The organism is Paramicrobacterium humi (genome assembly GCF_900105715.1).
GTDB classification, from domain to species: Bacteria; Actinomycetota; Actinomycetes; order Actinomycetales; family Microbacteriaceae; genus Paramicrobacterium; species Paramicrobacterium humi.
On the sequence record NZ_FNRY01000002.1, the window covers coordinates 194,367 to 214,294 of the forward strand.

At 68.0% G+C, this 19,928-nt stretch carries 23 protein-coding genes and 1 pseudogene; 19 read left to right on the plus strand and 5 right to left on the minus strand.

Going from position 1 to position 19,928, the window contains the following annotated elements:
• Positions 1-54 precede the first annotated feature (54 nt).
• From BLV49_RS16090 to BLV49_RS17485, 4 genes are all read left to right on the plus strand, one after another.
• Positions 55-573 (plus strand): DUF2798 domain-containing protein, encoded by a 519-nt coding sequence (locus tag BLV49_RS16090; protein WP_091187807.1) that lies wholly within the window; start codon positions 55-57, stop codon positions 571-573.
• Positions 574-721: 148 nt separating this feature from the next.
• Positions 722-955 carry a type II toxin-antitoxin system ParD family antitoxin gene (locus BLV49_RS16095; RefSeq protein WP_091187809.1) on the plus strand — a complete coding sequence of 78 codons (234 nt, stop codon included), beginning with the start codon at positions 722-724 and terminating at the stop codon, positions 953-955.
• Entirely contained in the window at positions 952-1,242 is a 291-nt protein-coding gene (locus BLV49_RS16100; RefSeq protein ID WP_091187811.1) for a type II toxin-antitoxin system RelE/ParE family toxin, read from the plus strand. The genes BLV49_RS16095 and BLV49_RS16100 overlap by 4 nt, the downstream gene beginning before the upstream one ends.
• Before the next feature lie 110 nt (positions 1,243-1,352).
• Positions 1,353-1,415, plus strand: coding sequence for a hypothetical protein (locus BLV49_RS17485; protein WP_434061476.1), 63 nt, complete (start codon positions 1,353-1,355; stop codon positions 1,413-1,415).
• A gap of 691 nt (positions 1,416-2,106) precedes the next feature.
• Here the strand turns inward: BLV49_RS17485 and BLV49_RS17490 are convergent.
• A pseudogene (locus tag BLV49_RS17490) lies at positions 2,107-2,478 on the minus strand (GNAT family N-acetyltransferase); the annotation flags it as partial.
• 123 nt (positions 2,479-2,601) lie between these two features.
• Between BLV49_RS17490 and smc the strand changes: the two are divergent.
• The 4 genes from smc to ffh all read left to right on the plus strand — a co-directional run bounded on the left by smc (position 2,602) and on the right by ffh (position 9,289).
• Positions 2,602-6,231 carry a chromosome segregation protein SMC gene (gene smc / locus BLV49_RS16115; RefSeq protein ID WP_091187820.1) on the plus strand — a complete coding sequence of 1,210 codons (3,630 nt, stop codon included), beginning with the start codon at positions 2,602-2,604 and terminating at the stop codon, positions 6,229-6,231.
• A gap of 27 nt (positions 6,232-6,258) precedes the next feature.
• Positions 6,259-7,137, plus strand: a complete 879-nt coding sequence (gene ftsY / locus BLV49_RS16120; RefSeq protein ID WP_091187822.1) for a signal recognition particle-docking protein FtsY — start codon at positions 6,259-6,261, stop codon at positions 7,135-7,137.
• A complete protein-coding gene (locus BLV49_RS16125) occupies positions 7,137-7,637 on the plus strand; it encodes a DUF2004 domain-containing protein (RefSeq protein WP_091187825.1) in 501 nt (166 codons plus the stop codon). Before ftsY ends, BLV49_RS16125 begins: the two co-directional genes overlap by 1 nt.
• A 92-nt stretch (positions 7,638-7,729) precedes the next feature.
• Positions 7,730-9,289: a signal recognition particle protein gene (gene ffh / locus BLV49_RS16130; protein ID WP_091187829.1), complete on the plus strand. Its 1,560-nt coding sequence runs from the start codon at positions 7,730-7,732 to the stop codon at positions 9,287-9,289.
• Here the strand turns inward: ffh and BLV49_RS16135 are convergent.
• On the minus strand, positions 9,286-9,966 hold the full coding sequence (locus BLV49_RS16135) for a response regulator (RefSeq protein ID WP_091187831.1): 681 nt from the start codon (positions 9,964-9,966) through the stop codon (positions 9,286-9,288). The genes ffh and BLV49_RS16135 overlap by 4 nt on opposite strands.
• Complete coding sequence (locus BLV49_RS16140; protein ID WP_143034077.1) at positions 9,963-11,138, minus strand: sensor histidine kinase; 1,176 nt, start codon at positions 11,136-11,138, stop codon at positions 9,963-9,965. The genes BLV49_RS16135 and BLV49_RS16140 overlap by 4 nt, the downstream gene beginning before the upstream one ends.
• 205 nt (positions 11,139-11,343) lie before the next feature.
• Between BLV49_RS16140 and BLV49_RS16145 the strand changes: the two genes are divergently transcribed.
• Positions 11,344-12,045 carry a hypothetical protein gene (locus tag BLV49_RS16145; RefSeq protein WP_091187835.1) on the plus strand — a complete coding sequence of 234 codons (702 nt, stop codon included), beginning with the start codon at positions 11,344-11,346 and terminating at the stop codon, positions 12,043-12,045.
• On the opposite strand, the gene BLV49_RS16150 is transcribed toward BLV49_RS16145, so the two are convergent.
• Positions 12,042-13,181, minus strand: a complete 1,140-nt coding sequence (locus BLV49_RS16150; RefSeq protein WP_091187837.1) for a glutamate--cysteine ligase — start codon at positions 13,179-13,181, stop codon at positions 12,042-12,044. The genes BLV49_RS16145 and BLV49_RS16150 overlap by 4 nt on opposite strands.
• Before the next feature lie 246 nt (positions 13,182-13,427).
• Between BLV49_RS16150 and rpsP the strand changes: the two genes are divergently transcribed.
• The 5 genes from rpsP (at position 13,428) to BLV49_RS16175 (ending at position 16,165) form a co-directional block, all read left to right on the plus strand.
• Positions 13,428-13,838, plus strand: coding sequence for a 30S ribosomal protein S16 (rpsP, locus tag BLV49_RS16155; RefSeq protein ID WP_091187840.1), 411 nt, complete (start codon positions 13,428-13,430; stop codon positions 13,836-13,838).
• Between the two features lie 2 nt (positions 13,839-13,840).
• Positions 13,841-14,077, plus strand: coding sequence for an RNA-binding protein (locus tag BLV49_RS16160; protein WP_091187842.1), 237 nt, complete (start codon positions 13,841-13,843; stop codon positions 14,075-14,077).
• A 1-nt stretch (position 14,078) separates the two neighbouring features.
• Complete coding sequence (rimM, locus tag BLV49_RS16165; RefSeq protein WP_091187845.1) at positions 14,079-14,672, plus strand: ribosome maturation factor RimM; 594 nt, start codon at positions 14,079-14,081, stop codon at positions 14,670-14,672.
• Between the two features lie 108 nt (positions 14,673-14,780).
• Positions 14,781-15,476 (plus strand): tRNA (guanosine(37)-N1)-methyltransferase TrmD, encoded by a 696-nt coding sequence (gene trmD, locus BLV49_RS16170; protein WP_091187847.1) that lies wholly within the window; start codon positions 14,781-14,783, stop codon positions 15,474-15,476.
• Positions 15,477-15,526: 50 nt separating this feature from the next.
• Positions 15,527-16,165: a UdgX family uracil-DNA binding protein gene (locus tag BLV49_RS16175; RefSeq protein ID WP_091187849.1), complete on the plus strand. Its 639-nt coding sequence runs from the start codon at positions 15,527-15,529 to the stop codon at positions 16,163-16,165.
• Here the strand turns inward: BLV49_RS16175 and map are convergent.
• Positions 16,152-16,916: a type I methionyl aminopeptidase gene (gene map, locus BLV49_RS16180; RefSeq protein WP_091187852.1), complete on the minus strand. Its 765-nt coding sequence runs from the start codon at positions 16,914-16,916 to the stop codon at positions 16,152-16,154. The two genes, BLV49_RS16175 and map, sit on opposite strands and share 14 nt — an antisense overlap.
• A gap of 85 nt (positions 16,917-17,001) precedes the next feature.
• On the opposite strand from map, the gene BLV49_RS16185 reads away from it, so the two are divergent.
• The 5 genes from BLV49_RS16185 (at position 17,002) to BLV49_RS16205 (ending at position 19,827) form a co-directional block, all read left to right on the plus strand.
• Positions 17,002-17,496, plus strand: coding sequence for a hypothetical protein (locus BLV49_RS16185; RefSeq protein ID WP_091187854.1), 495 nt, complete (start codon positions 17,002-17,004; stop codon positions 17,494-17,496).
• Positions 17,497-17,663: 167 nt separating this feature from the next.
• Positions 17,664-18,011 carry a 50S ribosomal protein L19 gene (rplS, locus tag BLV49_RS16190; RefSeq protein ID WP_091187856.1) on the plus strand — a complete coding sequence of 116 codons (348 nt, stop codon included), beginning with the start codon at positions 17,664-17,666 and terminating at the stop codon, positions 18,009-18,011.
• Positions 18,012-18,075: 64 nt separating this feature from the next.
• Complete coding sequence (gene lepB / locus BLV49_RS16195; protein WP_091187860.1) at positions 18,076-18,804, plus strand: signal peptidase I; 729 nt, start codon at positions 18,076-18,078, stop codon at positions 18,802-18,804.
• A gap of 44 nt (positions 18,805-18,848) precedes the next feature.
• Complete coding sequence (gene rnhB, locus BLV49_RS16200; protein WP_176980910.1) at positions 18,849-19,496, plus strand: ribonuclease HII; 648 nt, start codon at positions 18,849-18,851, stop codon at positions 19,494-19,496.
• 7 nt (positions 19,497-19,503) lie between these two features.
• Entirely contained in the window at positions 19,504-19,827 is a 324-nt protein-coding gene (locus BLV49_RS16205) for a DUF2469 family protein (protein ID WP_091187867.1), read from the plus strand.
• The last annotated feature ends 101 nt before the right edge of the window (positions 19,828-19,928 follow it).

The window sequence follows — 19,928 nt, forward strand, 5'->3', positions numbered from 1 at the left end:
CGTCCGTCCCGAATCATCGGGAAGGACGCTTTTTCATTTTCATAGCGAGATTTCATGAGCGACCACCACAAGTTCGGCACCCACCTTCCGCGCTCGGGACGAGAGTCACTGCTCTTCGTGCTCGTCATCTCGCTGATCTCGGTGAACATCATCCCCGTGGTCATCTCGGGGCTGACGATCGGCTTCACTCTCGACATGTGGCTGGGGGTGCTGCGGGTGCTCCCGCTGCTGTGGATCGTCGTCGTCGCGGTCGTGATGCTGACCCGCAAACCCGCGATGTGGCTCACCGGTCTCGTGGTCCGCAAGGGGGACAGCTTCCGTGCGCACATCTTCGCGGACACGCTGTGCAGCGTCCTGCTGATCTCCATCATCCTGACCGTCGTCGGGGCGTGGATCGGGACCTGGAGCTTCGCCACGGACCCCGTGGTGCACTTCTTCGAGAACTGGCCGCGAAACTTCATGATCGCGTTCGTCATCGAGGCGCTCCTCGCGCAGCCCGTCGCCCGGCTGGTGATGCGGGGCCACCACCGCCGCGTCGATCGTCGAGGCGGCGGTACAGTACGCACGGCGTGAGCGCGAGATCGTTCAACACTCGTGCCTCGTGGTGATTCATCTGCGGGTGAATGAGCGTGGACGTGCCCTGCCTCTGCTGCTCTCCCTTGGGGCGCAAAGCGGATAGGCGGCCTCGTCCCGTGATACCAATATTTGGTATTATGGCGGCATGGCGCAGAACACCTCGATCAGCCTCGATGCCCACTTCTCGGACTTCCTCTCTCGAGAGGTCTCATCGGGTCGCTATCGGTCCGCGAGCGAGGTCGTTCGCGCAGGCCTGCGTCTGCTGGAGGATCAGGAGGCGCAGATGGCCGCGCTTCGAGCTGCCCTCGTTGCCGGCGAAGAGAGTGGCACGCCGGAGGCCTTCGACTTCGATGCTTTCATTGCGGCGAAGAAGTCGTGAGCAGGTATCGACTCACACCCGCTGCGCAGCGCGACCTGTCGTCGATCTGGGACTTCACCGAGGAGCGCTGGGACGCTCGTCAGGCTGAGACCTACATCTCGGAAATCAGATTTGCGATCGAGCGCGTTGCGGAGCGCCCGAATCGGGGACGAGGTTGTGATGAGATTCGTGAGGGTTACAGACGTTACTCCATCGGCAGCCATCTGATCTTCTATGTTGAACGCGACAACGGTATCGATGTGATTCGTATCCTGCATCAACGAATGGATCCGACGCGGCACATGTAGGTGAGCAGCGCTGATTCGGACCACTTCGGACCGGTGAACGCTGGTTGCTGAAGCGGCCAGCTTCGCCTACAGCCGGCGGTCAGCCGTGCCCGCGCTGCGGCGAGCCCATCGTGCCGGCCGCGTTCATGAACCGCTCGTCGCACCGCTGTCCGAGCTGCCAGAAGGGGCGCTGAGCGGCTTCTTCCACGCGCCTTCCGTGCCGATCGGCGTGAACCCGATGGCCTCGTTGACCGAGAGCATGGGGCGGTTCTCCTCCGCATTGAAGGTCGCGACGGCCGCGGTGCGAGGACTCAGCTCCTCCAGCTGAAGCAGGTTCGCGATCTTGAGCAGCATCCCGAGTCGGTGCCCGCGATGCTCGACGAGGACGAGCGTGTCCTCTTGCGTCGCCGCGCGGTCGGTGTCGAGCGGGACGGCGAGGTCGCTGTAGCCGACGAGCCTGCCGCTCGCCTCGTGCACGGCCGCCGTGCTCACGAGTCGCTCGCCCGCCCTCTCATACTGCTCGCGGTAGGCGCGCAGCCGCTCAGCGCTCCACTGCTCCTCGCCGACGTCGATTCCGGCGCTCGGCGCGTCCGTCGCCATGCGCTCGTGCAGCGCGGCGGCATCCGCGACCCACTCGTCGGGGACGGCGCCGACCCACTGCACGATGCGATATCCGGTCGCGTGACCGGCGGCATCCGCTCGCATGTCCTCGAGCCCACTTGCGGGAAGGGCGAGCCGGGAGATGCGCTCCACTTGCTCGAGCGTGTACTCGTTCGCGAGAAGGAAGCGCACTTCAGGGCGACTCTCGTCGACGCGGCCGAAGCCTGTCGGCGGAGTGAGCGACCCGGCTGGCGGCCCGTGCATGGCCCAGCACTCGAGCACCCGTCGGCCATCTCGCCGTGCCTCGCCCTCGATGGTCTGCAGCAGAGCGGAGCCGATTCCGCGTGACCGCCAGTCCGGGTGCACCTCGACGCTCAGCTCGGCGATGTGCGCTCCGTCCGCCTCCGCCGGCCACATGTACAGGGCGCGGCCGATGACCTCGCGCCCCACGCGGGCGAGGAACATGCGCTGCGGGTCGAACTGCTGGTTGTTCCACCGCTGCAGCAGCAGCTCGGCGCTCGGTTCGAGCTCGGTCGTGCCCGCGCTCTGGCTCTCGATGAGGTTCCGCAAGCGAACCATGGCGCGGAAGTCGTCTCCGCCGGGACCGTCGAGCGTGGCGGGAATGACCAGCTCGTCGATGGAGTAGCGCGTCAGCATCGTGTCCTCCCGCGAACCGCTCCGCGCGTCGCGGCAGCCGACCAGCCTAGCGCGCTCCCGGGATTTGAGCCAGACTCCGCTACCGTAGACCTGAAAGATCCGGGTCACGGAAGGGCCGACGCGTTGTATTTGAAAAGCCTCACGCTCAAGGGCTTCAAGTCGTTCGCGCAGCCGACAACATTCGCGTTCGAGCCCGGCGTCACGTGCGTGGTCGGACCCAACGGCTCGGGAAAGTCGAACGTCGTCGACGCGCTCGCCTGGGTGATGGGGGAGCAGGGGGTCAAGAACCTCCGCGGCGGGAAGATGGAAGACGTCATCTTCGCGGGCACATCGACGCGCGGGCCCCTCGGCCGCGCCGAGGTCACGCTCACGATCGACAACAGCGACGGCGCGCTGCCGATCGAGTACAGCGAGGTCACGATCAGCCGCACGCTGTTCCGCAACGGCGGCAGCGAGTACGCCATCAACGGCGAGGGATGCCGCCTTCTCGACGTTCAGGAGCTGCTGAGCGACTCGGGGCTCGGTCGCGAGATGCACGTCATCGTCGGCCAGGGGCGCCTCGACTCGGTGCTGCACGCGAGCCCGGAGGAGCGCCGCGGCTTCATCGAGGAGGCCGCCGGCATCCTCAAGCACCGCCGTCGCAAAGAGAAGACGGTGCGCAAGCTCGAGGCCATGCAGACGAACCTGACCCGGCTCAGCGACCTCGCGGGGGAGATCCGCCGGCAGCTCAAGCCGCTCGGTCGCCAGGCCGAGATCGCGCGTGAGGCGCAGACGATCGCCGCTGTCGTGCGCGATGCGCGCGCTCGGCTGCTCGCCGACGACGTCGTCACGCTGCGCACGACGCTCGACGCGTTCGGTCGGACGGAGAGCGAGCGGCACACCGAGCGGATCGTGCTGCAAGAGCAGCTCGAGCAGAAGCAGCTGCGCATCGGGCGCATCGAGCAGGCACAGGTCGGCGACGCCGTCGACGATGCGCGCCGTGTCGCGTTCGGACTCGAGTCCGCGCAGCAGCGCCTGCGCAACCTGCAGGCGCTCACAGGCCAGCGCATCGCCCTGCTCGAGGCGCAGTCGGAACAGACGGAGACGAGCCAGACGGTGACCCCGCAGATGCTCGACGACGCCGCGGCGGAACTCGAGCGGCTGCGCGGGGAGATCACTGCGGCGGAGTCCGCGTTCACCACGGCGAAGGCGGCGACGGTCACCGCGCGCGAGCGCCTCGACGCTGTCGACCGCGAGATCCAGGCGCAGAGCGAGCTCGTCTCGAAGCACGACCTCGAGATCTCGAAGCTCACAGGTCAGACGGAGGCCGCCTCCTCGAAGCTCGCGGCCGTGCGCGGTGAGCGACTGCGTCAGCAGAACGCGCTGGATGCCGCGACGCTGCGCCGCGACGAGGCGAGGCAGCGCCACGCCGAGCTTGAGGACGCCGCGAGCGAGAGCACCGAGAGCGAGAGCGGCCTCGACGAGGCGTACGAGCTCGCGCAGAACCGCGTGTTCGAGGCCGAAGGCGAGATGGAACGGCTGCGCGAGCTGCTGCACGGGCACGAACGCGAGCGGGACGCGCTCGCCGCGAAGACGAGCGCCCTCTCGCGCGCCCTCGACATCCGCGACGGCGCCGCCGACCTCGCGGCCGCCGGCCTGCCCGGGCTGCGCGGAATCGTCGCCGACAACGTGCACGTGCATCCGGGCTTCGAAGCGGCGATCGCCGCCGCTCTCGGCACGCTCGCCGACGCCGTGCTCGCCGATGACGCGGCCGCCGCACACGCCGCGATCGACTACGCGGCCGAGCACGACCTCGGCCGCGTCGAGATCGTGCTCGCCGACGGCTCCCGCGGCGACGCGCCCTCCGCGCCGAGCGTCACGGCAGCGGCATCCGTCGTCGAATCCGCGCCGGGCGTGCTCGGCATCCTCGACCACGTCGGCATCGTCGACGATCTCGACGCGGCCCGCGCCGCCCTGCCCGCGCTCGCGGCTTCACGCCACGGTCTCACGCTCGTCACACGCGATGGGGAGGTGCTCTCGGAGCACGTGCTCCGCGGCGGATCCGGAGGCAAGCAGGGCCGCATCGAGCTCCTCGCCGAGCGCGATGCCGCCGCCGAGCGACTCACCGAGGTCGAGCGCCTCATCGAGACAGCGCGCTTCGAGCTCGCCGAGCACAGGGAAGCGCACAAGGCGGCGAAGGAGCAGTCGCAACTCGCGCTGCAGACGCTGCGCGAATTCGACGCGCAGCTCGCAGCCGCGACGGAGCAGCTCAACCGGGCGAAAGTGCAGCACGAAGCCGCGGCGTCGGAGTGCGAGCGGCTCACCGCCTCGCTTGCGCAGTCGTCCGAGGCCGTCGCCGACGCGGAAGCCGCCGCCGACAAGGCGAAAGCCGCCCTCGAGACGGCGAAGAGCCGGCCCCGGCCCATCCTCGACGTCTCCTCACGCGACGTGCTCGCGGCCGATCGGGAGAAGGCGAGCGAGACCGAGATCGAGGCGCGACTGCGTGTCGAGACGGCGCGTGAACGCGTTCGCGCGGAGGAGGAGCGCATCCGGGCCCTGAAGCAGCGGCGCGAGCAGGAGCGGCAGGCGGCGGAAGCGGCCGCGCGCCGCGCCGTCATCCGGCGACGTCAGCTCGACGCCGCGACGCGCGTCGCCGAAGCGCTGCCGGAGGTGCTCGCGTCCGTCGACCGCTCGGTGAGAGAAGCCGCGCTCGTTCTCGCGAAGGCCGAGGAGCAGCGGGCGAGCCAGAACGAGGAACTCACGAGCCTTCGCCGGGAGGAGTCGACGCTGCGCGAACGACTGCAGACCGTCACCGACAACGTGCACGGGCTCGAGCTGCAGATCTACGAGAAGAAGCTGCAGCTCTCGAGCCTGCTCGAACGTGCGGGAAGCGAACTGGGCCTTGTCGAGGATGTGCTCGTCGCCGAGTACGGGCCCGATGTGCCCGTGCCGGTTGACGTCGCCGACGCTCCCGCGCTGCCGGAGCCTGCCGAGGCGGAGGCCGATGACGACGCCGAAGGCGAGGCCGGGCTCGGCCCGGCGGCCGACGAGAGCACGGGAGCGGCATCCGATCCCGCCGACGATTTCGAGACGGTTCCCTACGACCGCGCCGAGCAGAAGCGCCGCCTCGAGAAGGCCGAGCGCCAGCTGCAGCGCCTCGGCCGCGTCAACCCGCTCGCTCTCGAGGAGTTCGCGGCGCTCGAGCAGCGGCACAAGTTCCTCACCGAGCAGCTGACGGACCTCACGAACACGCGCAAGGATCTGCTCACGATCATCGACGAGCTCGACGAGAAGATGCAGGTCATCTTCCAGGCCGCGTTCGAGGACACCCGGCAGGCGTTCACCGAGGTGTTCCCGATCCTGTTCCCGGGCGGCACCGGCAGCATCCGCCTCACCGACCCCGACGACATGCTCACGACCGGCATCGACGTCGCGGTGCGTCCCGCCGGGAAGAAGATCGAACGGCTCTCGCTGCTGTCCGGCGGCGAACGCTCGCTCGCGGCCGTCGCGCTGCTCATCGCGATCTTCAAGGCCCGTCCCAGCCCGTTCTACATCATGGACGAGGTGGAGGCCGCGCTCGACGACGCGAATCTCGGCCGGCTGCTCACGATCTTCGAGACGCTGCGCGAGAACTCCCAGCTGATCGTCATCACGCACCAGAAGCGCACGATGGAGATCGCCGACGCCCTCTACGGCGTATCGATGCGTCAGGACGGCGTCTCCGCCGTCGTCGGGCAGCGCGTCGCCGCCGAAGACGAGCGCGTGAGCGCGTAGTCCGCCGCGCATCGCTACGCTGGGACCATGGCAGAACGCAGTTCCTGGTCGCTGTCCGGCGCCCTCCGCGGCATGTTCCAGCGTCCGACGATCGACGAGTCGACGTGGGACGACCTCGAATACGCGCTCATCACGGCGGACTTCGGCGCTGACGTCGCCGAAGCGATAATCGAGGAGCTCCACGCGAAGGTCGACCGCTACCACACGACCGACCCGCGGGATCTCAAGCGGATGCTGAGAGAGACGATCGAGGAGCGGCTGAGCAACTTCGACACGACGCTCAAGCTCAGCGAGCGGCCGGCCGTCGTTCTCGTCGTCGGCGTGAACGGGGTCGGCAAGACCACGACGATCGGGAAGTTCGCGAAGTTCATCGGCAACTTCGGACGCACCGTCGTCGTCGGCGCGGCCGACACGTTCCGAGCGGCAGCCGTCGACCAGCTCGCCACGTGGGCCGAGCGCGCCGGGGCCGCGATCGTGCGCCCCCAGCACCCGGGTCAGGACCCGGCATCCGTCGCCTATCAGACCGTCGAGTACGCGCAGAGGACGGGCACCGAGATCGTCATCATCGACACCGCCGGCCGCCTGCACACAAAGGGCGGACTCATGGACGAGCTGTCGAAGATCAAGCGCGTCGTCGAGAAGCAGGCGCCCATCGCCGAAGTCCTCCTCGTGCTCGACGCGACGACGGGGCAGAACGGGGTGCAGCAGGCGAACGCGTTCATCGAGCACGCGGGGGTGACCGGCCTCGTGCTGACGAAGCTCGACGGCTCGGCGAAGGGCGGCTTCGTGCTCGCCGTGCAGGAGCGCACGGGACTGCCGATCAAGCTTGTCGGACAGGGCGAGGGGATCGGCGATCTCACCGGATTCACGCCGCACGTCTTCGCCGAGAAGCTCGTGGGGGCCTGATGGGCATCGAACACGACTATTTCGGCGTGATCGAGTCGGATGCCGCCGGCGGACTGTACTGGTCGGAATCGGTCGAGGCCGGCGACCAGGAGGTCGACGTCTCTCTCTCGGCTCCCGGCGGCGCCCAGGTCACGGATGACGCGCTCGAGGCCGCTCAGGCCTTCATCGGCGCGCTCGAAGACATCGACGTGCGCGCTCGCGAGGCCATGATCGGTGAGATCAGCACGGCCTCCTCCGACGTGGCCGCCTACCTCCTCGAGCTCGATGACGTGCTCGGTTCCGACGTGGAGGAGTACATCTCGCGCGATTCGGGAGATCGGGCGATCGACGTGCTGCGCTCGCTCGAACTGCTCCGCGTCGCGCTTCACCCGCACCAGGCCGGCGAGGGGGAGGCGTTCGCAACGCTCGAGTACGCTCTCGCTCCCGATGAGACCGAGCTCTCGCTGCTCGTGCACTTGAGCCAGCGCGGCGAATCGGTGGGTATCGAACTGCTCAGCTGAGCGTCAATAGCCGCTGCGCCGTCGCTTGCGGGCGCGAAGCTGCGAGCCGCAGTCGGAATCCTCAGCGGGAACCGTCTAAAATCGATGTCCAAATGGCTACTTTCGGAAATCTCTCAGACCGTCTCTCAGAGACCTTCAAGAACCTGCGCAAGAAGGGGACCCTGTCGGCGTCGGATGTCGACGGCACGGTACGGGAGATCCGTCGCGCCCTCATCGACGCCGACGTCGCCTTCGACGTCGTCAAGGAGTTCACGGGCCGCGTGCGCGAGCGCGCTCTCGGCGACGAGGTGAACAAGGCTCTCAACCCCGCTCAGCAGGTCGTCAAGATCGTCAACGACGAGCTCGTCGGCATCCTCGGCGGACAGCAGCGCCGCCTCGAGTTCGCGAAGACGCCGCCGACCGTGATCATGCTCGCCGGCCTGCAGGGCGCAGGAAAGACCACGCTCGCCGGCAAGCTCGCGAAGTGGCTCACGAAAGACGGCCACACCCCGCTCCTCGTCGCCGCCGACCTGCAGCGCCCGAACGCCGTCACCCAGCTCGGCGTCGTCGCCGAGCAGGCCGGCGCCACCCTGTTCGCGCCCGAACCCGGCAACGGCGTCGGCGATCCCGTGCGCGTCGCGAAGGACTCGATAAAGTTCGCGCGCGACAAGCAATACGACACCGTCATCATCGACACCGCCGGTCGCCTCGGCGTGGACGCCGAGCTCATGAAGCAGGCCGCGAACATCCGCAAGGCGGTCGATCCCGACGAAGTCCTCTTCGTCATCGACGCCATGATCGGTCAAGACGCCGTCGCGACCGCGAAGGCGTTCCAGGAGGGTGTGGACTTCACGGGAGTCGTGCTCTCGAAGCTCGACGGCGACGCCCGCGGCGGCGCTGCGCTCTCCGTGGCATCCGTCACGGGCCGCCCGATCATCTTCGCGTCGACCGGTGAGACCCTCGACGAGTTCGAGCCGTTCCACCCGGACCGCATGGCCAGCCGCATCCTCGACCTCGGTGACATCCTCACCCTCATCGAGCAGGCGCAGGAGGCCTTCGACGAGGAGGAAGCGCGTAAGGTCGCCGAGAAGTTCGCGACCGACACGTTCACGCTCGACGACTTCCTCAAGCAGATGCAGCAGCTGCGCAATATGGGCTCCATCAAGAAGATGATGGGGATGCTGCCCGGCATGGGGCAGATGCGCGACCAGCTCGACAACTTCGACGAGCGCGAGATCGTCCGCACGGAGGCGATCATCCAGTCGATGACGAAGGCCGAGCGCACGAACCCGAAGCTGCTCAACGGCTCGCGACGCCTGCGCATCGCGCGCGGCTCCGGCATGACCGTCACCGACGTCAACCAGCTCGTCCAGCGGTTCGAGCAGGCGGCGAAGATGATGAAGACCGTGGCGAAGGGCGGCGTCCCGCAGGTACCCGGCATGGGACCGGTGCCCGGCGGGCACGGCGGCGGAGCGCGCAAGGCCAAGAAGGGCAAGAAGAAGGCCGGCTCTCGCTCCGGCAACCCCGCCAAGCGCGCGGCCGAGAACGCGGGGGTCAGCGCTGCAGCTCCCTCCACGCCTGCAGGAGGAGGGTTCGGCCTCGGCACGGCAGCCGGCAGCGCGCCGCCGAGCGAGGAAGAGCTCGCAGCGCTGCAGAAGTTCCTCGGCCGTTAGGCTTCGTCGCGCGTCTCCGACGCTCGACCCGGGCGGACGAAACCGGATTCGTAGGCGAGCACGATGGCTTGCACGCGATCTCGCGCGCCCAGCTTCGTGAGCAGTCGCGCGACGTGCGTCTTCACTGTCGCGTCGCCGACGAAGAGCCGCGAAGCGATCTCGGCGTTCGAGAGGCCCGTGGACAGCAGCCGCAGCACCTCGCGCTCACGCGCGCTGAGCGATTCCAAGCGGGCGACGAGGTCGGCGTCCGGCGCCGGAGTTCGAACGAAACGTTCGATGAGCCGTCGTGTGACCGAGGGGGCGAGCGGAGCGTTGCCCGAGACCACGGTGCGGATCGCGGCGATGAGCTGCTCGCGCGGGGCGTCCTTCAGCAGGAAGCCGCTCGCGCCGGCGCGAAGCGCCTCATAGACGTACTTGTCGAGATCGAACGTCGTGAGAACGAGAATGCGCGCCGGCGAGTTCGCCGCCTGCAGACGCCGCGTCGCCTCGAGTCCGTCGACGCTCGGCATCCGCACGTCCATGAGCACGACGTCGGGATGCGTCCGCGCCACGAGTTCCACGCACGCGGCGCCGTCCGCCGCCTCGCCGACGACGCTCAGATCGGGCTCGAGGTCGAGGATGAGACGAAAGCCCGTGCGCACGAGCTCCTGATCGTCCGCGATCACCACTGTCGTCATGCGCGCTCCCTTCGGGGGTCGAGCGGGATCTCCACGTTGAGAGCGAAGCCGCCGTCCGCCGTCGGCCCCGCGTTCAGCGAACCGCCGAGGGCGGTGACGCGCTCTCGCATTCCGACGAGCCCGAGCCCCGTCCGCTCCACTCCCGGCGGGTTCGAATGAGTCGTGCGAGGCTCCCGAGGCGGGCCGGACGCCTCGTTCTCGACGCGGATGCTCAACCGAGAAGCCGACTGCTCGACGGTCACCGTGGCCGGGGCGCGAGCCCCGTGCGTGATGATGTTCGTCAGGCCCTCCTGCACCGTGCGATACGCCGTGAGGTCGACAGCGGGGGAGAGTGGAGCGTCAGTGATGCTCGCCGTGTACCGGACGCGAACCCCGGCCGAGCGCGCTGCCTCGACGAGACCGCCGATGGCCGAGATGCCGGGCGAGTCGGTGGCCGGCCGATCATCGTCGTCGGCGCGCAGGAGATCGAGCATCTGGCGGATCTCACCTAGGGCGCCGCGAGCCGTCGCGCCGATGGCGGCGACGGGCTGAGCGGCGAGTCGCGGCTCCCGTTCCAGCGCTGCCTGAGCGGCGTCCGACTGCACGGCGATCACGCTCAGACTGTGGGCGACGATGTCGTGCAGCTCTCGCGCGAGGCGCACTCGCTCCTCGGCGACCGCGAGCCGCGCTGCCGCGCGCTGACGCTGCTCGGCCGCCGTGACACGTCCGCGCCAGTTCTGGCTCGCTCGGCCGAGCAGCCAGATGCCGCCGAACATCAGGAGGATGAACAGGTAGTCGACGCCATTGTCGATGCGCTCCTGAATGAGCAGCACGGCGACGAGGCCCGCGCCTAACGCCGCTGCTCGTCCTTCGCGGTATGTCGCCGCGACCGAGTACATCACAATCGCGTACACGACGAGCGACCAGAGGGAGCCCGGAGAGACGGACAGCGCCGTCTGCGCGAGACCGGCGACTGCCACAAGCGCGGCCGCGAGAGCGCCGTTGCGCGCGCGCCAGGCGACAGCCCCCGTCATCACGAAGGCGACGGGCACCGTCAGCCATGCGGGACCCTCGTTCGGATTGCCGGTTGCGACGCTTACGACGGCGATGATGCAGAGCGCGGCCGCGAGCAGGAGGTCGATGAGCGGAAAACCCCAGACCAGCCTGCGCGTCCACCGCATCGCGCCGCGCATGAGCACACTCTATTGCTGCCGCCTCACGCGCGGAATCCTCCGTACGGGCGACACGGTCGACGCCGCGTGGCGGACAACCGCCTCGGCGGAATCAGCACCGTGCAGCGAAGATTCCGCTCTCACGGCGACGCCGGCGACGTGTGAGCTCGGCAACCCTCGAAAGGAGGCGCACAACGGGTGCGCCCCGACGAACGAAGGACATCCCATGCACGCGACACCTGTAGCGCTCTCTCCAGCACGAAGCCGAGCCGAGAAGATTCTCGCGGTCATCGCCATCGCGGTAGGAACGACGAGCCTCATCATCACGTCAATCCTGCAGTGGATGCTGCAGCCCGCCGGTCCACGGCCGACCGCCGTCGACGCGGCCGAGCAGTTCCCTGCGGCATGGCTTCTCGTGGCCCTCCTCTCGGTCTGCGGCACGCTGTGCTGGATCGGCGGCATCCCCTCTGCCATCCGCCTCGCCCCGAATCGCGGCGGCGTTCTGGCCCTCATCGGCGGGACGATCACCGGCGCGGGCCTCGCCGCGGGAATCGGACACCTCGCCCTGTACTTCGGCTTCTCCAGTGCGGTCGCCGCAAGCGGCGTGAACGATGACGCACGTGAGGCGCTCTCGACAGCCGGAGACGGCGACGCCCTCGGAAATCTCCTGCTTGTGGTCTTCCTCGTGGCGTTCTCGCTCGGCCCCGTGATCCTCACGATCGGCCTACGGATCGCGGGCGCCGTCCCGGTGTGGGTTCCGGTCGCGGCGCTCGTGACGGCGGGCGCCTCGTTCTTCGGCGGCCCGGTCGCGGGCATCGTGCAACTCGTCTCGCTCGTGCTCGTCTGGGCGCCGATGGCGGTCGCCATTCTCAGGCCGCAGCCGGCCGCGCTCGGCGTGAGCAAGGCGGGCGCGGCGGCGATGTCCTAACGCGCGGGGCCCGTGCGCAGCTCACGCGCGAGATGGGAGACCACCGGTGCGAGGTCGCCGCCAGCCGCGGCTGCGACCTCGCGCTGGCGCTGGTAGCTCGCACCCGTTTCGAGGATCTCGAGAACGGACCGGAGCTCCGCCGCGCAGCCGAGTCTTTCCGCGACGGGCGCCAATCGCGCGACCTCGTCGCGGATGTCCTCGACGACGGGCCGCTGCGTTCCCGCGCGATCGACGATGACCGTGGCCTCGAGGCCGTACCGCGCGGCGCGCCACTTGTTCTCGCGCACGAACCATGGCTGGAGCGGGACTATCGTCTCACCGTCGTCGAGCCGTTGCGAGAGGTCATCCACGAGACAGTGAATCAGTGCGGCGACAGCCGCGAGCTCTGCCGGGGAGGATGTGCAGTCGCAGAATCGGACCTCGACGGTTCCCCACGTCGGGGAAGGACGCACATCCCACCGCACTTCCGTGTGATCCTCGACGATGCCGGTCGTGACTTCGTCCGCCACATAGCGCTCGTAGTCCTGCCACGTCCGCAGCTGCTCGTACGGAAGCCCGGCGGTCGGAAGCTGCTGGAACATGAGCGAGCGGTTCGAGGCGTAGCCGGTGTCGACGCCGGCCCAGAACGGGCTCGACGCCGAGAGCGCGAGCAGGTGCGGATAGTAGGCCAGCATTCCACCGACGATGGGCATCGCCTTGTCGACGCTGTCGACGCCGACGTGCACGTGGACGCCCCAGATGAGCATGTTGCGTCCCCACCAGCGGGTGCGCTCGATGAGCTTGTGGTAGCGCTCCTTGTTCGTGACCGGCTGGTCGAACCACTGCGCGAACGGGTGAGAGCCCGCGGCGACAGGCTCGATTCCTCGCGGCTCGGTCACGCGCCGCACCATGTCGACGAGCGCGGTGAGCTCCGCGACCGCGTCGGGAACGCTGCGGTGCACGGAGCTGACAAGCTCGACGGTGTTCTGCAGGAGCTCGCTGACGATCTGCGGGTGCTCCGACTCGCCTTCTGCGGAGAGCTCGTCGAGAATCTCCGTCGCGGCGTTCACGAGATCGCCCGACGCCTGGTCGACGAGCGCCAGTTCCCATTCGATGCCGACGGATGAGCGTTCGGACTTCGCGAATTCGATCGACATCGCCTGCCATTTCTGCTCGAGGACGGGGCACCATCCTCACACGCCACCGGGCCGCTGCGCACCGGGTCGTGCGGCCTGCGCGGCAGATTAGCGCGCCGGCTTCGATTCTGGCAGAATAGACAGCTGAAGCTGTGGCCGCTCGACCCTCTATCCAGCGATCACAGCCATCCACCAGTTTTCGTGCCGGTCTGTGTTACCCCACCTGTCGGCGCTGAGCATCAATCACCAGACAAATTCAGGAGAATTGTGGCTGTCAAGATCCGTTTGAAGCGCCTCGGCAAGATCCGCGCGCCGTACTACCGCATCGTCGTCGCGGACTCGCGCACGAAGCGCGACGGTCGTGTCATCGAAGAGATCGGCAAGTACCACCCGACGGAGGAGCCCTCGTTCATCGAGGTCGACTCCGAGCGCGCACAGTACTGGCTGTCCGTGGGCGCGCAGCCCACCGAGCAGGTTGCCGCCATCCTCAAGCTCACGGGCGACTGGGGCAAGTTCAAGGGCGACAAGGACGCTGTTTCTATCGTCAAGACGGCGGAGCCGAAGGCCGCGTTCGTCGCCGACGAGAAGAAGAAGCCCGTGCTCAAGCCGAAGTCGGAGAAGCCGGCTGAGAAGCCCGCCGACGAGCAGCCCGAGGCCGCGGCTGAGGAGCAGGCCTAGTCTTGCTCGCTCCCGCACTCGAACATCTCGTCAAGGGAATCGTCAACAACCCTGACGACGTGAACGTCGTGGCAAAGGACACCGCTCGCGGAGAGGTCCTCGAGGTTCGTGTGAACCCCGAGGACCTCGGCCGCGTCATCGGTCGCTCCGGCCGCACCGCGAAGGCCCTTCGCACCGTCATCGGCGCGCTCGCCGACGGCAAGCGCGTTCGCGTCGACGTCGTCGACACCGACGCCTGACGTGTCGGACTCGAAGCCCCAGCCCACGCGGCTGCGCGTCGGTCGTCTGACGAAGGCCCACGGCCTCAAGGGCGCCGTCAAAGTCGAGCTGTACACCGATGACCCGGAGCACCGCTTCGTTCCCGGGGCGCAGTTCAGCCTTCAGGTTCCCGATTCATCGCCGTGGCACGGCAAAAGCATCACGCTCAGCGAGCTGCGCTGGTACAACGGAGCGCCTGTGGCGTTCTTCGAATCCGTCGCCGACCGCACAGCCGCGGAGTCTCTCGTCAAGGCGATCCTCTGGGTCGAGCAGAGCGAAGACGCGCAACCCGAGGAGGACGACGCCTGGTACGACCACCAGCTCGTCGGCCTCCGCGTGCTGCGAGACGGCACCCAAGTGGGCACCGTCGCTCGCGTCGATCACCTGCCGGCGCAGGACCTGCTCATCGTCGACACCCCCAACGGGGAGGTCATGGTGCCGTTCGTCGGCGCGATCGTCCCCACGGTCGACATCGCGGCGGGCACGCTGACGGTGACACCGCCTGGCGGGCTGTTCGAGGACCTGCCGGGCGAAGCCGACGCAGAGCCGCCGCCCGCGGCATCCGACACCGAGTAACCGACTCACCGAAGCCCCGTGACCTCCCGCAACTGCGGAAGCTCACGGGGCTTCGTCGTTGTCGGCGACAGGACACGGCGGCATTCTCACCGTGGGAGGATTGCACTCATGCGGCTCGACATCGTCACGATCTTCCCCGAGTTCTTCGACATCCTCGACATCTCCCTGCTCGGGAAGGCGCGGCGCAGCGGCCTCATCGATCTGGCGGTGCACGACCTGCGCGACTACACGCACGATCGCCACCGGACGGTCGACGACACGCCGTACGGCGGAGGAGCCGGCATGGTCATGAAGCCGGAGCCGTGGGGAGAGGCGCTCGACGAGGTGCTCCCGCAGGATCCCGCGGGGCAGCAGCCGCTCGTCATCTTCCCGTCTCCCGCCGGGGACGTCTTCACGCAGGCCATGGCCCGCGAGCTGTCCACCGAAGCGCACCTCGTGTTCGGCTGCGGCCGCTACGAGGGAATCGACCAGCGCGTGTTCGAGCACACCGCGACGCGCGCGCGAGTGCGGCTCGTCAGTCTGGGCGACTACGTGCTCAACGGGGGAGAGGTTGCCGTGATGGCCATGATCGAGGCCATCGGGCGACTCGTACCCGGTGTCGTGGGCAACCCCGAGAGCCTCGTCCAGGAGTCCCACGAGAACGGACTGCTGGAATACCCGAGCTACACGAAGCCCGCGAGCTGGCGTGGTCTCGACGTGCCGCCCATCCTGCTGAGCGGCAACCACGGCGCGATCGCCCAGTGGCGGCACGAGCAGCAAGTCGAGCGCACGCGGCGGGTCCGACCGGATCTGCTCGAGAGCTGAGCCACTGTCAAGGCGTCGACGTCGGATGCCGCCGGGCCTACAGTCGCGGTATGACTGATCCGGAGCGCCCGGGAGCCGAGCAGTGGGTTCCGCATACCGTCGACCTGGGCCGGCTGCGATCGGCCGCGGCCGAGTGCCGAGGGTGCGAGCTGTGGCGGGATGCGACGCAGACGGTGTTCTCGTCCGGATCGCGAAAGTCGCGATTCATGCTCGTCGGCGAGCAGCCGGGCGACAAGGAGGACCTTGCCGGCGAGCCGTTCATCGGGCCAGCGGGCCAGCTGCTTGACCGTGCCCTCGAGGAGGCCGGAATCGCGCGTGAGGAGGCGTACGTCACGAACGCGGTCAAGCACTTCCGGTTCGAGCGGCGCGGCATGCGCCGCATCCACCAGAAGCCCGCTGTCGGCAACATCGTGGCGTGCCGCCCCTGGCTCGACGCCGAGATGCGATCGGTGAAGCCCGACGTCATCGTGTGCCTCGGGGCGACAGCTGGCCGCGCCGTTCTCGGCCGGCCGACGCGCGTGACGGCCGAGCGCGGGCATCCGCTGAGCGCCGAGGGGATCGACCAGGGCATCGTCGTGACGACGCATCCCTCCGCCGTGTTGCGGGTGCGCGACGCCGACGAGCGCGAGGCCGCGTTCGCCGCCTTCGTCGACAACCTCGTGGTCGCGCGGGAGATCAGCGCGCCGTGAGCACGACGGGCTCAGCGTCGGTGATGGCGATGGTGTGCTCGACGTGCGCGCCACGGGAGCCGTCGGCGCTGCGCAGAGTCCAGCCGTCGGGGTCGGTCACGAGCCGGTCGGTCGTCTGCAGGAACCACGGCTCGATCGCGATGACGAGCCCGGGTCGAAGCGGATAGCCGCGCCCGGCGCGACCGTCGTTCGGCACGTGCGGATCGCCGTGCATGGTGCGGCCGACGCCGTGGCCGCCGAAGTCGGTGTTGACGCTGTAGCCGTCGGCGTGCGCGACCGCGCCGATCGCTGCCGAGATGTCACCGATGCGGTTGCCGCTTCTCGCGGCCGCGATTCCCGCGACGAGAGCGCGTTCGCACGTGCCGATGAGTCGCGCGTCCTCGTCGCGCGGCGCGCCGACGATGACGCTCACGGCCGAGTCGGCTACCCAGCCGTCGACGGATGCCGCGAAGTCGAGGCTCACCAGGTCGCCGTCCTTGAGTCGGTAGTCATGCGGGAGACCGTGGAGGACGGCGTCGTTGACAGAGGTGCAGAGCACCTTCCCGAACGGCATCGCTCCGAACGAGGGGTGGTAGTCGATGTAGCACGACTCGGCGCCGCGCTTGCGAATCAGCTCATGGGCGAGCGCGTCGAGATCCTTCAGATTCACGCCGACGTCGGCGGCATCCGCGAGCGCCGTCAGCGTCTCGGCGACGAAGCGGCCCGCCGGGCGCATCTGCTCGATCTCGTTCGGTGTTCTCAATTCGATCATGTCGACCTCCGCCGCCTATTCTTTCAGCAGGCGACGTGCAGTGTGCGTCGGTTGTTCTCTCAGGCTCCCCGCCTAGCATGAGGCCATGTTTCTTCGCCGAGCCGTGTACTACTGGCAGCTGATTGCGGCTCTGCTCCTTCCCCTCTGGCTCTTCGTCGGCTGGGGAATCTGGGGCGGCGGAGCCTGGACCTTCGTCGGCGTCGTCGTCGCTGCCCCCGTGCTGTTCATCGCGATCCTCGTGGTCACCCTCATCATCTACGGTCGCAGCGAAGTGCGCGCGGCGAACGCGGTCTCGTGGCTCGATGTCGCGCTGCTCGCGCTCTGGCACCTCAGCATCATCGGCCTCGGCTGCTTCGGGGCGACCGGCTCGCTCTTCGCAATGCTGACCGTCGTCACGGGCCTCGCGGCATTCTGGGGCACGCTCTGGCAGCTCGTGCGCGGGTTCACGCGCCGCGCACGCCAGACCCTCCGGGAGTTCGAGCAGCTGGCCGGACAGACGCCGCCGCGAGGGCACGTCTCCTCCCCAGAACAGGGCGACGTGTACGTCGTCTACGAGTCGCGGGACCAGCGCAGAGCGTAGACGTTTTGCCACAAGGCGTGCGGTCGTGGCAGAATGAGGGGTCGTGCCATAGCAGGGTTCTGCCATAGGGGAATCTCCGCACACCCGCATCGCGGGGACCGGCACGGACCTCCCACATCCTTATGAATTCGTGCTCGACCTATGGCGGGTACAGAGAGTGAAGCACCATGCACATCCTCGACAGCGTCGATGCAGCATCCCTTAAGTCAGACATCCCCGAGTTCCGCGCCGGCGACACCGTCAAGGTGCACGTGAACATCATCGAGGGAAACCGTTCTCGCGTGCAGGTGTTCCAGGGCGTCGTCATCGGCCGTTCGGGCCACGGCGTGCGCGAGACGTTCACGGTCCGCAAGGTCAGCTTCCAGGTCGGCGTCGAGCGCACGTTCCCCGTGCACTCGCCGGTCATCGAGAAGATCGAGGTCGTCACCCGCGGTGACGTCCGTCGGGCGAAGCTGTACTACCTGCGCGAGCTGCGCGGCAAGAAGGCGAAGATCCGCGAGAAGCGCAGCAACTGAGTCGCGTCGATTCGCAGAGCACCCGAGCTCCCCACCTAGAATGGTGGGGAGCTCGGGCGGTTAAATGACAGAAGAATCAGTGGCGGCAGACCAGCCCGCCGCACAGCGGCGGCGCAGCACCGTATCGTTTCTCCGCGACCTGCTCATCATCATCGTCGTTGCGCTTCTCGTCTCCTTTCTGGTCAAGACGTTCCTGATCCGCTCGTTCTACATCCCCTCGGGCTCCATGGAGAACACGCTGCAGATCGACGACCGCATCATCGTGAATGAGCTCGTTCCCGGCATGGTCGACATCAACCGCGGCGACGTCGTCGTGTTCACCGACCCGGGCGGCTGGCTCGACAACCCGCCGGCGCCGGCTCAACCGTGGCTCGTGCAGGTCTGGGACGGGCTGCTCAACGCGGTCGGCCTGTCCGTGAGCGACAGCAACGACCACCTCATCAAGCGTGTGATCGGCCTTCCCGGCGACCGAGTGGAGTGCTGCAATGCGCTCGGCCAGATGAGCGTGAACGGCGTGCCGCTCAACGAGCCGTACCTTCTGCTCCCGCAGGGCGCGCAAGCGGTGTCCGCGAAGTCGTTCGACATCACGGTGCCGAAGAACTCGCTCTGGGTGATGGGTGACAACCGCTACAACTCCAAGGACTCCCGGTACAACGGGAACACGCCGGGCAAGGGATTCGTGCCCATCGACAACGTCGTGGGAAGGGCCTTCGTCATCAGCTGGCCGATCGACCGCTGGGGCTGGCTGAGCGACTACCCTCAGACATTCGACGGAATTCCCGCCGCAGGGTGAGCGCGCGGACCAGCATGACGTCGACCCCGAGAAAGCAACCCGCAGTGACCGTGATAGACCCGACTCTCGAGTATGAGCAGACCCTGTTCGACGCGGGCGCTCCCGTCGTGATCGGCTGCGATGAGGTCGGGAGGGGAGCCGTGGCCGGCCCCGTCGCCGTCGGCATGGCCGTCATCGACAGCGAATGCCGGGAGATCCCGCTAGGCCTGCGCGACTCGAAGCTGCTGAGCGAGAAGAAGCGCGTCGCCCTCGCCCCCGTCGTATCCGCATGGGTGCTGCACTCGGCGGTGGGTCTCGCCGGCCCCGAGGAAGTCGACGAGATCGGCATCATCAAGGCGCTCGGCCTCGCGGGAAAACGCGCGCTCGCGATTCTGCACGCGCAGGGCGTCGAGGTGGCCTCGAGTGTTCTCGTGCTCGACGGTAACCACGACTACCTGTCGCCCGCCCTGCGGCATCCACTCGACGTGCGCACGCGCGTGAAGGGAGACCGCGACTGCGCGTCGGTCTCTGCGGCATCCGTCATCGCCAAAGTGCACAGGGACACGCTCATGATCACCGCGCACGAGCGATTCCCGCGCTACGGCTGGCAGGGGAACAAGGGCTACGGATCGGTCGAGCACATGAGCGCGATCCGAGAGCTCGGGCCGTGCGCGTTCCACCGGCGTACCTGGCTCACAGAGCACGTAGGATGAAGAGACGATGGATGACGACGATTTCGAGGACTACGACCGCGAGGTCGAGCTGGCGCTGTACCGCGAGTACCGCGACGTGGTGTCCCAGTTCGCCTACGTGATCGAGACTGAGCGGCGCTTCTACCTCGCCAACGAGGTGGAGCTCGTGCGCCGCGACACCGAGCATGACTTCTACTTCGAGATAACGATGAAGGACGTCTGGGTCTGGGACGTGTACCGGTCCGACCGCTTCGTCAAATCGGTGCGGGTGCTGACCTTCAAGGACGTCAACATCGAAGAGCTGCAGAGCCGGGAGTTCGAACTGCCGAAGGACCTCGCGCTCGACGAGTAGCCGCTGAGCCGCGCGGGCCGACTCTCCGTCCCCATGCCGCGCTCCGCAGGACGACTCCACCGACTCGCCGCCCCGCCGTCGATGCCGCCTTCGCGCCGCCC

Coding starts and splice junctions, on each gene's coding strand:
- BLV49_RS16090 (WP_091187807.1), top strand. CDS start 55: ATGAGCGACCACCACAAGTTCGGCACCCACCTTCCGCGCTCGGGACGA.
- BLV49_RS16095 (WP_091187809.1), top strand. CDS start 722: ATGGCGCAGAACACCTCGATCAGCCTCGATGCCCACTTCTCGGACTTC.
- ftsY (WP_091187822.1), top strand. CDS start 6,259: ATGGCAGAACGCAGTTCCTGGTCGCTGTCCGGCGCCCTCCGCGGCATG.
- BLV49_RS16125 (WP_091187825.1), top strand. CDS start 7,137: ATGGGCATCGAACACGACTATTTCGGCGTGATCGAGTCGGATGCCGCC.
- ffh (WP_091187829.1), top strand. CDS start 7,730: ATGGCTACTTTCGGAAATCTCTCAGACCGTCTCTCAGAGACCTTCAAG.
- BLV49_RS16135 (WP_091187831.1), bottom strand. CDS start 9,966: ATGACGACAGTGGTGATCGCGGACGATCAGGAGCTCGTGCGCACGGGC.
- BLV49_RS16140 (WP_143034077.1), bottom strand. CDS start 11,138: ATGCGCGGCGCGATGCGGTGGACGCGCAGGCTGGTCTGGGGTTTTCCG.
- BLV49_RS16145 (WP_091187835.1), top strand. CDS start 11,344: ATGCACGCGACACCTGTAGCGCTCTCTCCAGCACGAAGCCGAGCCGAG.
- BLV49_RS16150 (WP_091187837.1), bottom strand. CDS start 13,181: ATGTCGATCGAATTCGCGAAGTCCGAACGCTCATCCGTCGGCATCGAA.
- trmD (WP_091187847.1), top strand. CDS start 14,781: ATGCGGCTCGACATCGTCACGATCTTCCCCGAGTTCTTCGACATCCTC.
- BLV49_RS16175 (WP_091187849.1), top strand. CDS start 15,527: ATGACTGATCCGGAGCGCCCGGGAGCCGAGCAGTGGGTTCCGCATACC.
- map (WP_091187852.1), bottom strand. CDS start 16,916: ATGATCGAATTGAGAACACCGAACGAGATCGAGCAGATGCGCCCGGCG.
- BLV49_RS16185 (WP_091187854.1), top strand. CDS start 17,002: ATGTTTCTTCGCCGAGCCGTGTACTACTGGCAGCTGATTGCGGCTCTG.
- rplS (WP_091187856.1), top strand. CDS start 17,664: ATGCACATCCTCGACAGCGTCGATGCAGCATCCCTTAAGTCAGACATC.
- lepB (WP_091187860.1), top strand. CDS start 18,076: ATGACAGAAGAATCAGTGGCGGCAGACCAGCCCGCCGCACAGCGGCGG.
- BLV49_RS16205 (WP_091187867.1), top strand. CDS start 19,504: ATGGATGACGACGATTTCGAGGACTACGACCGCGAGGTCGAGCTGGCG.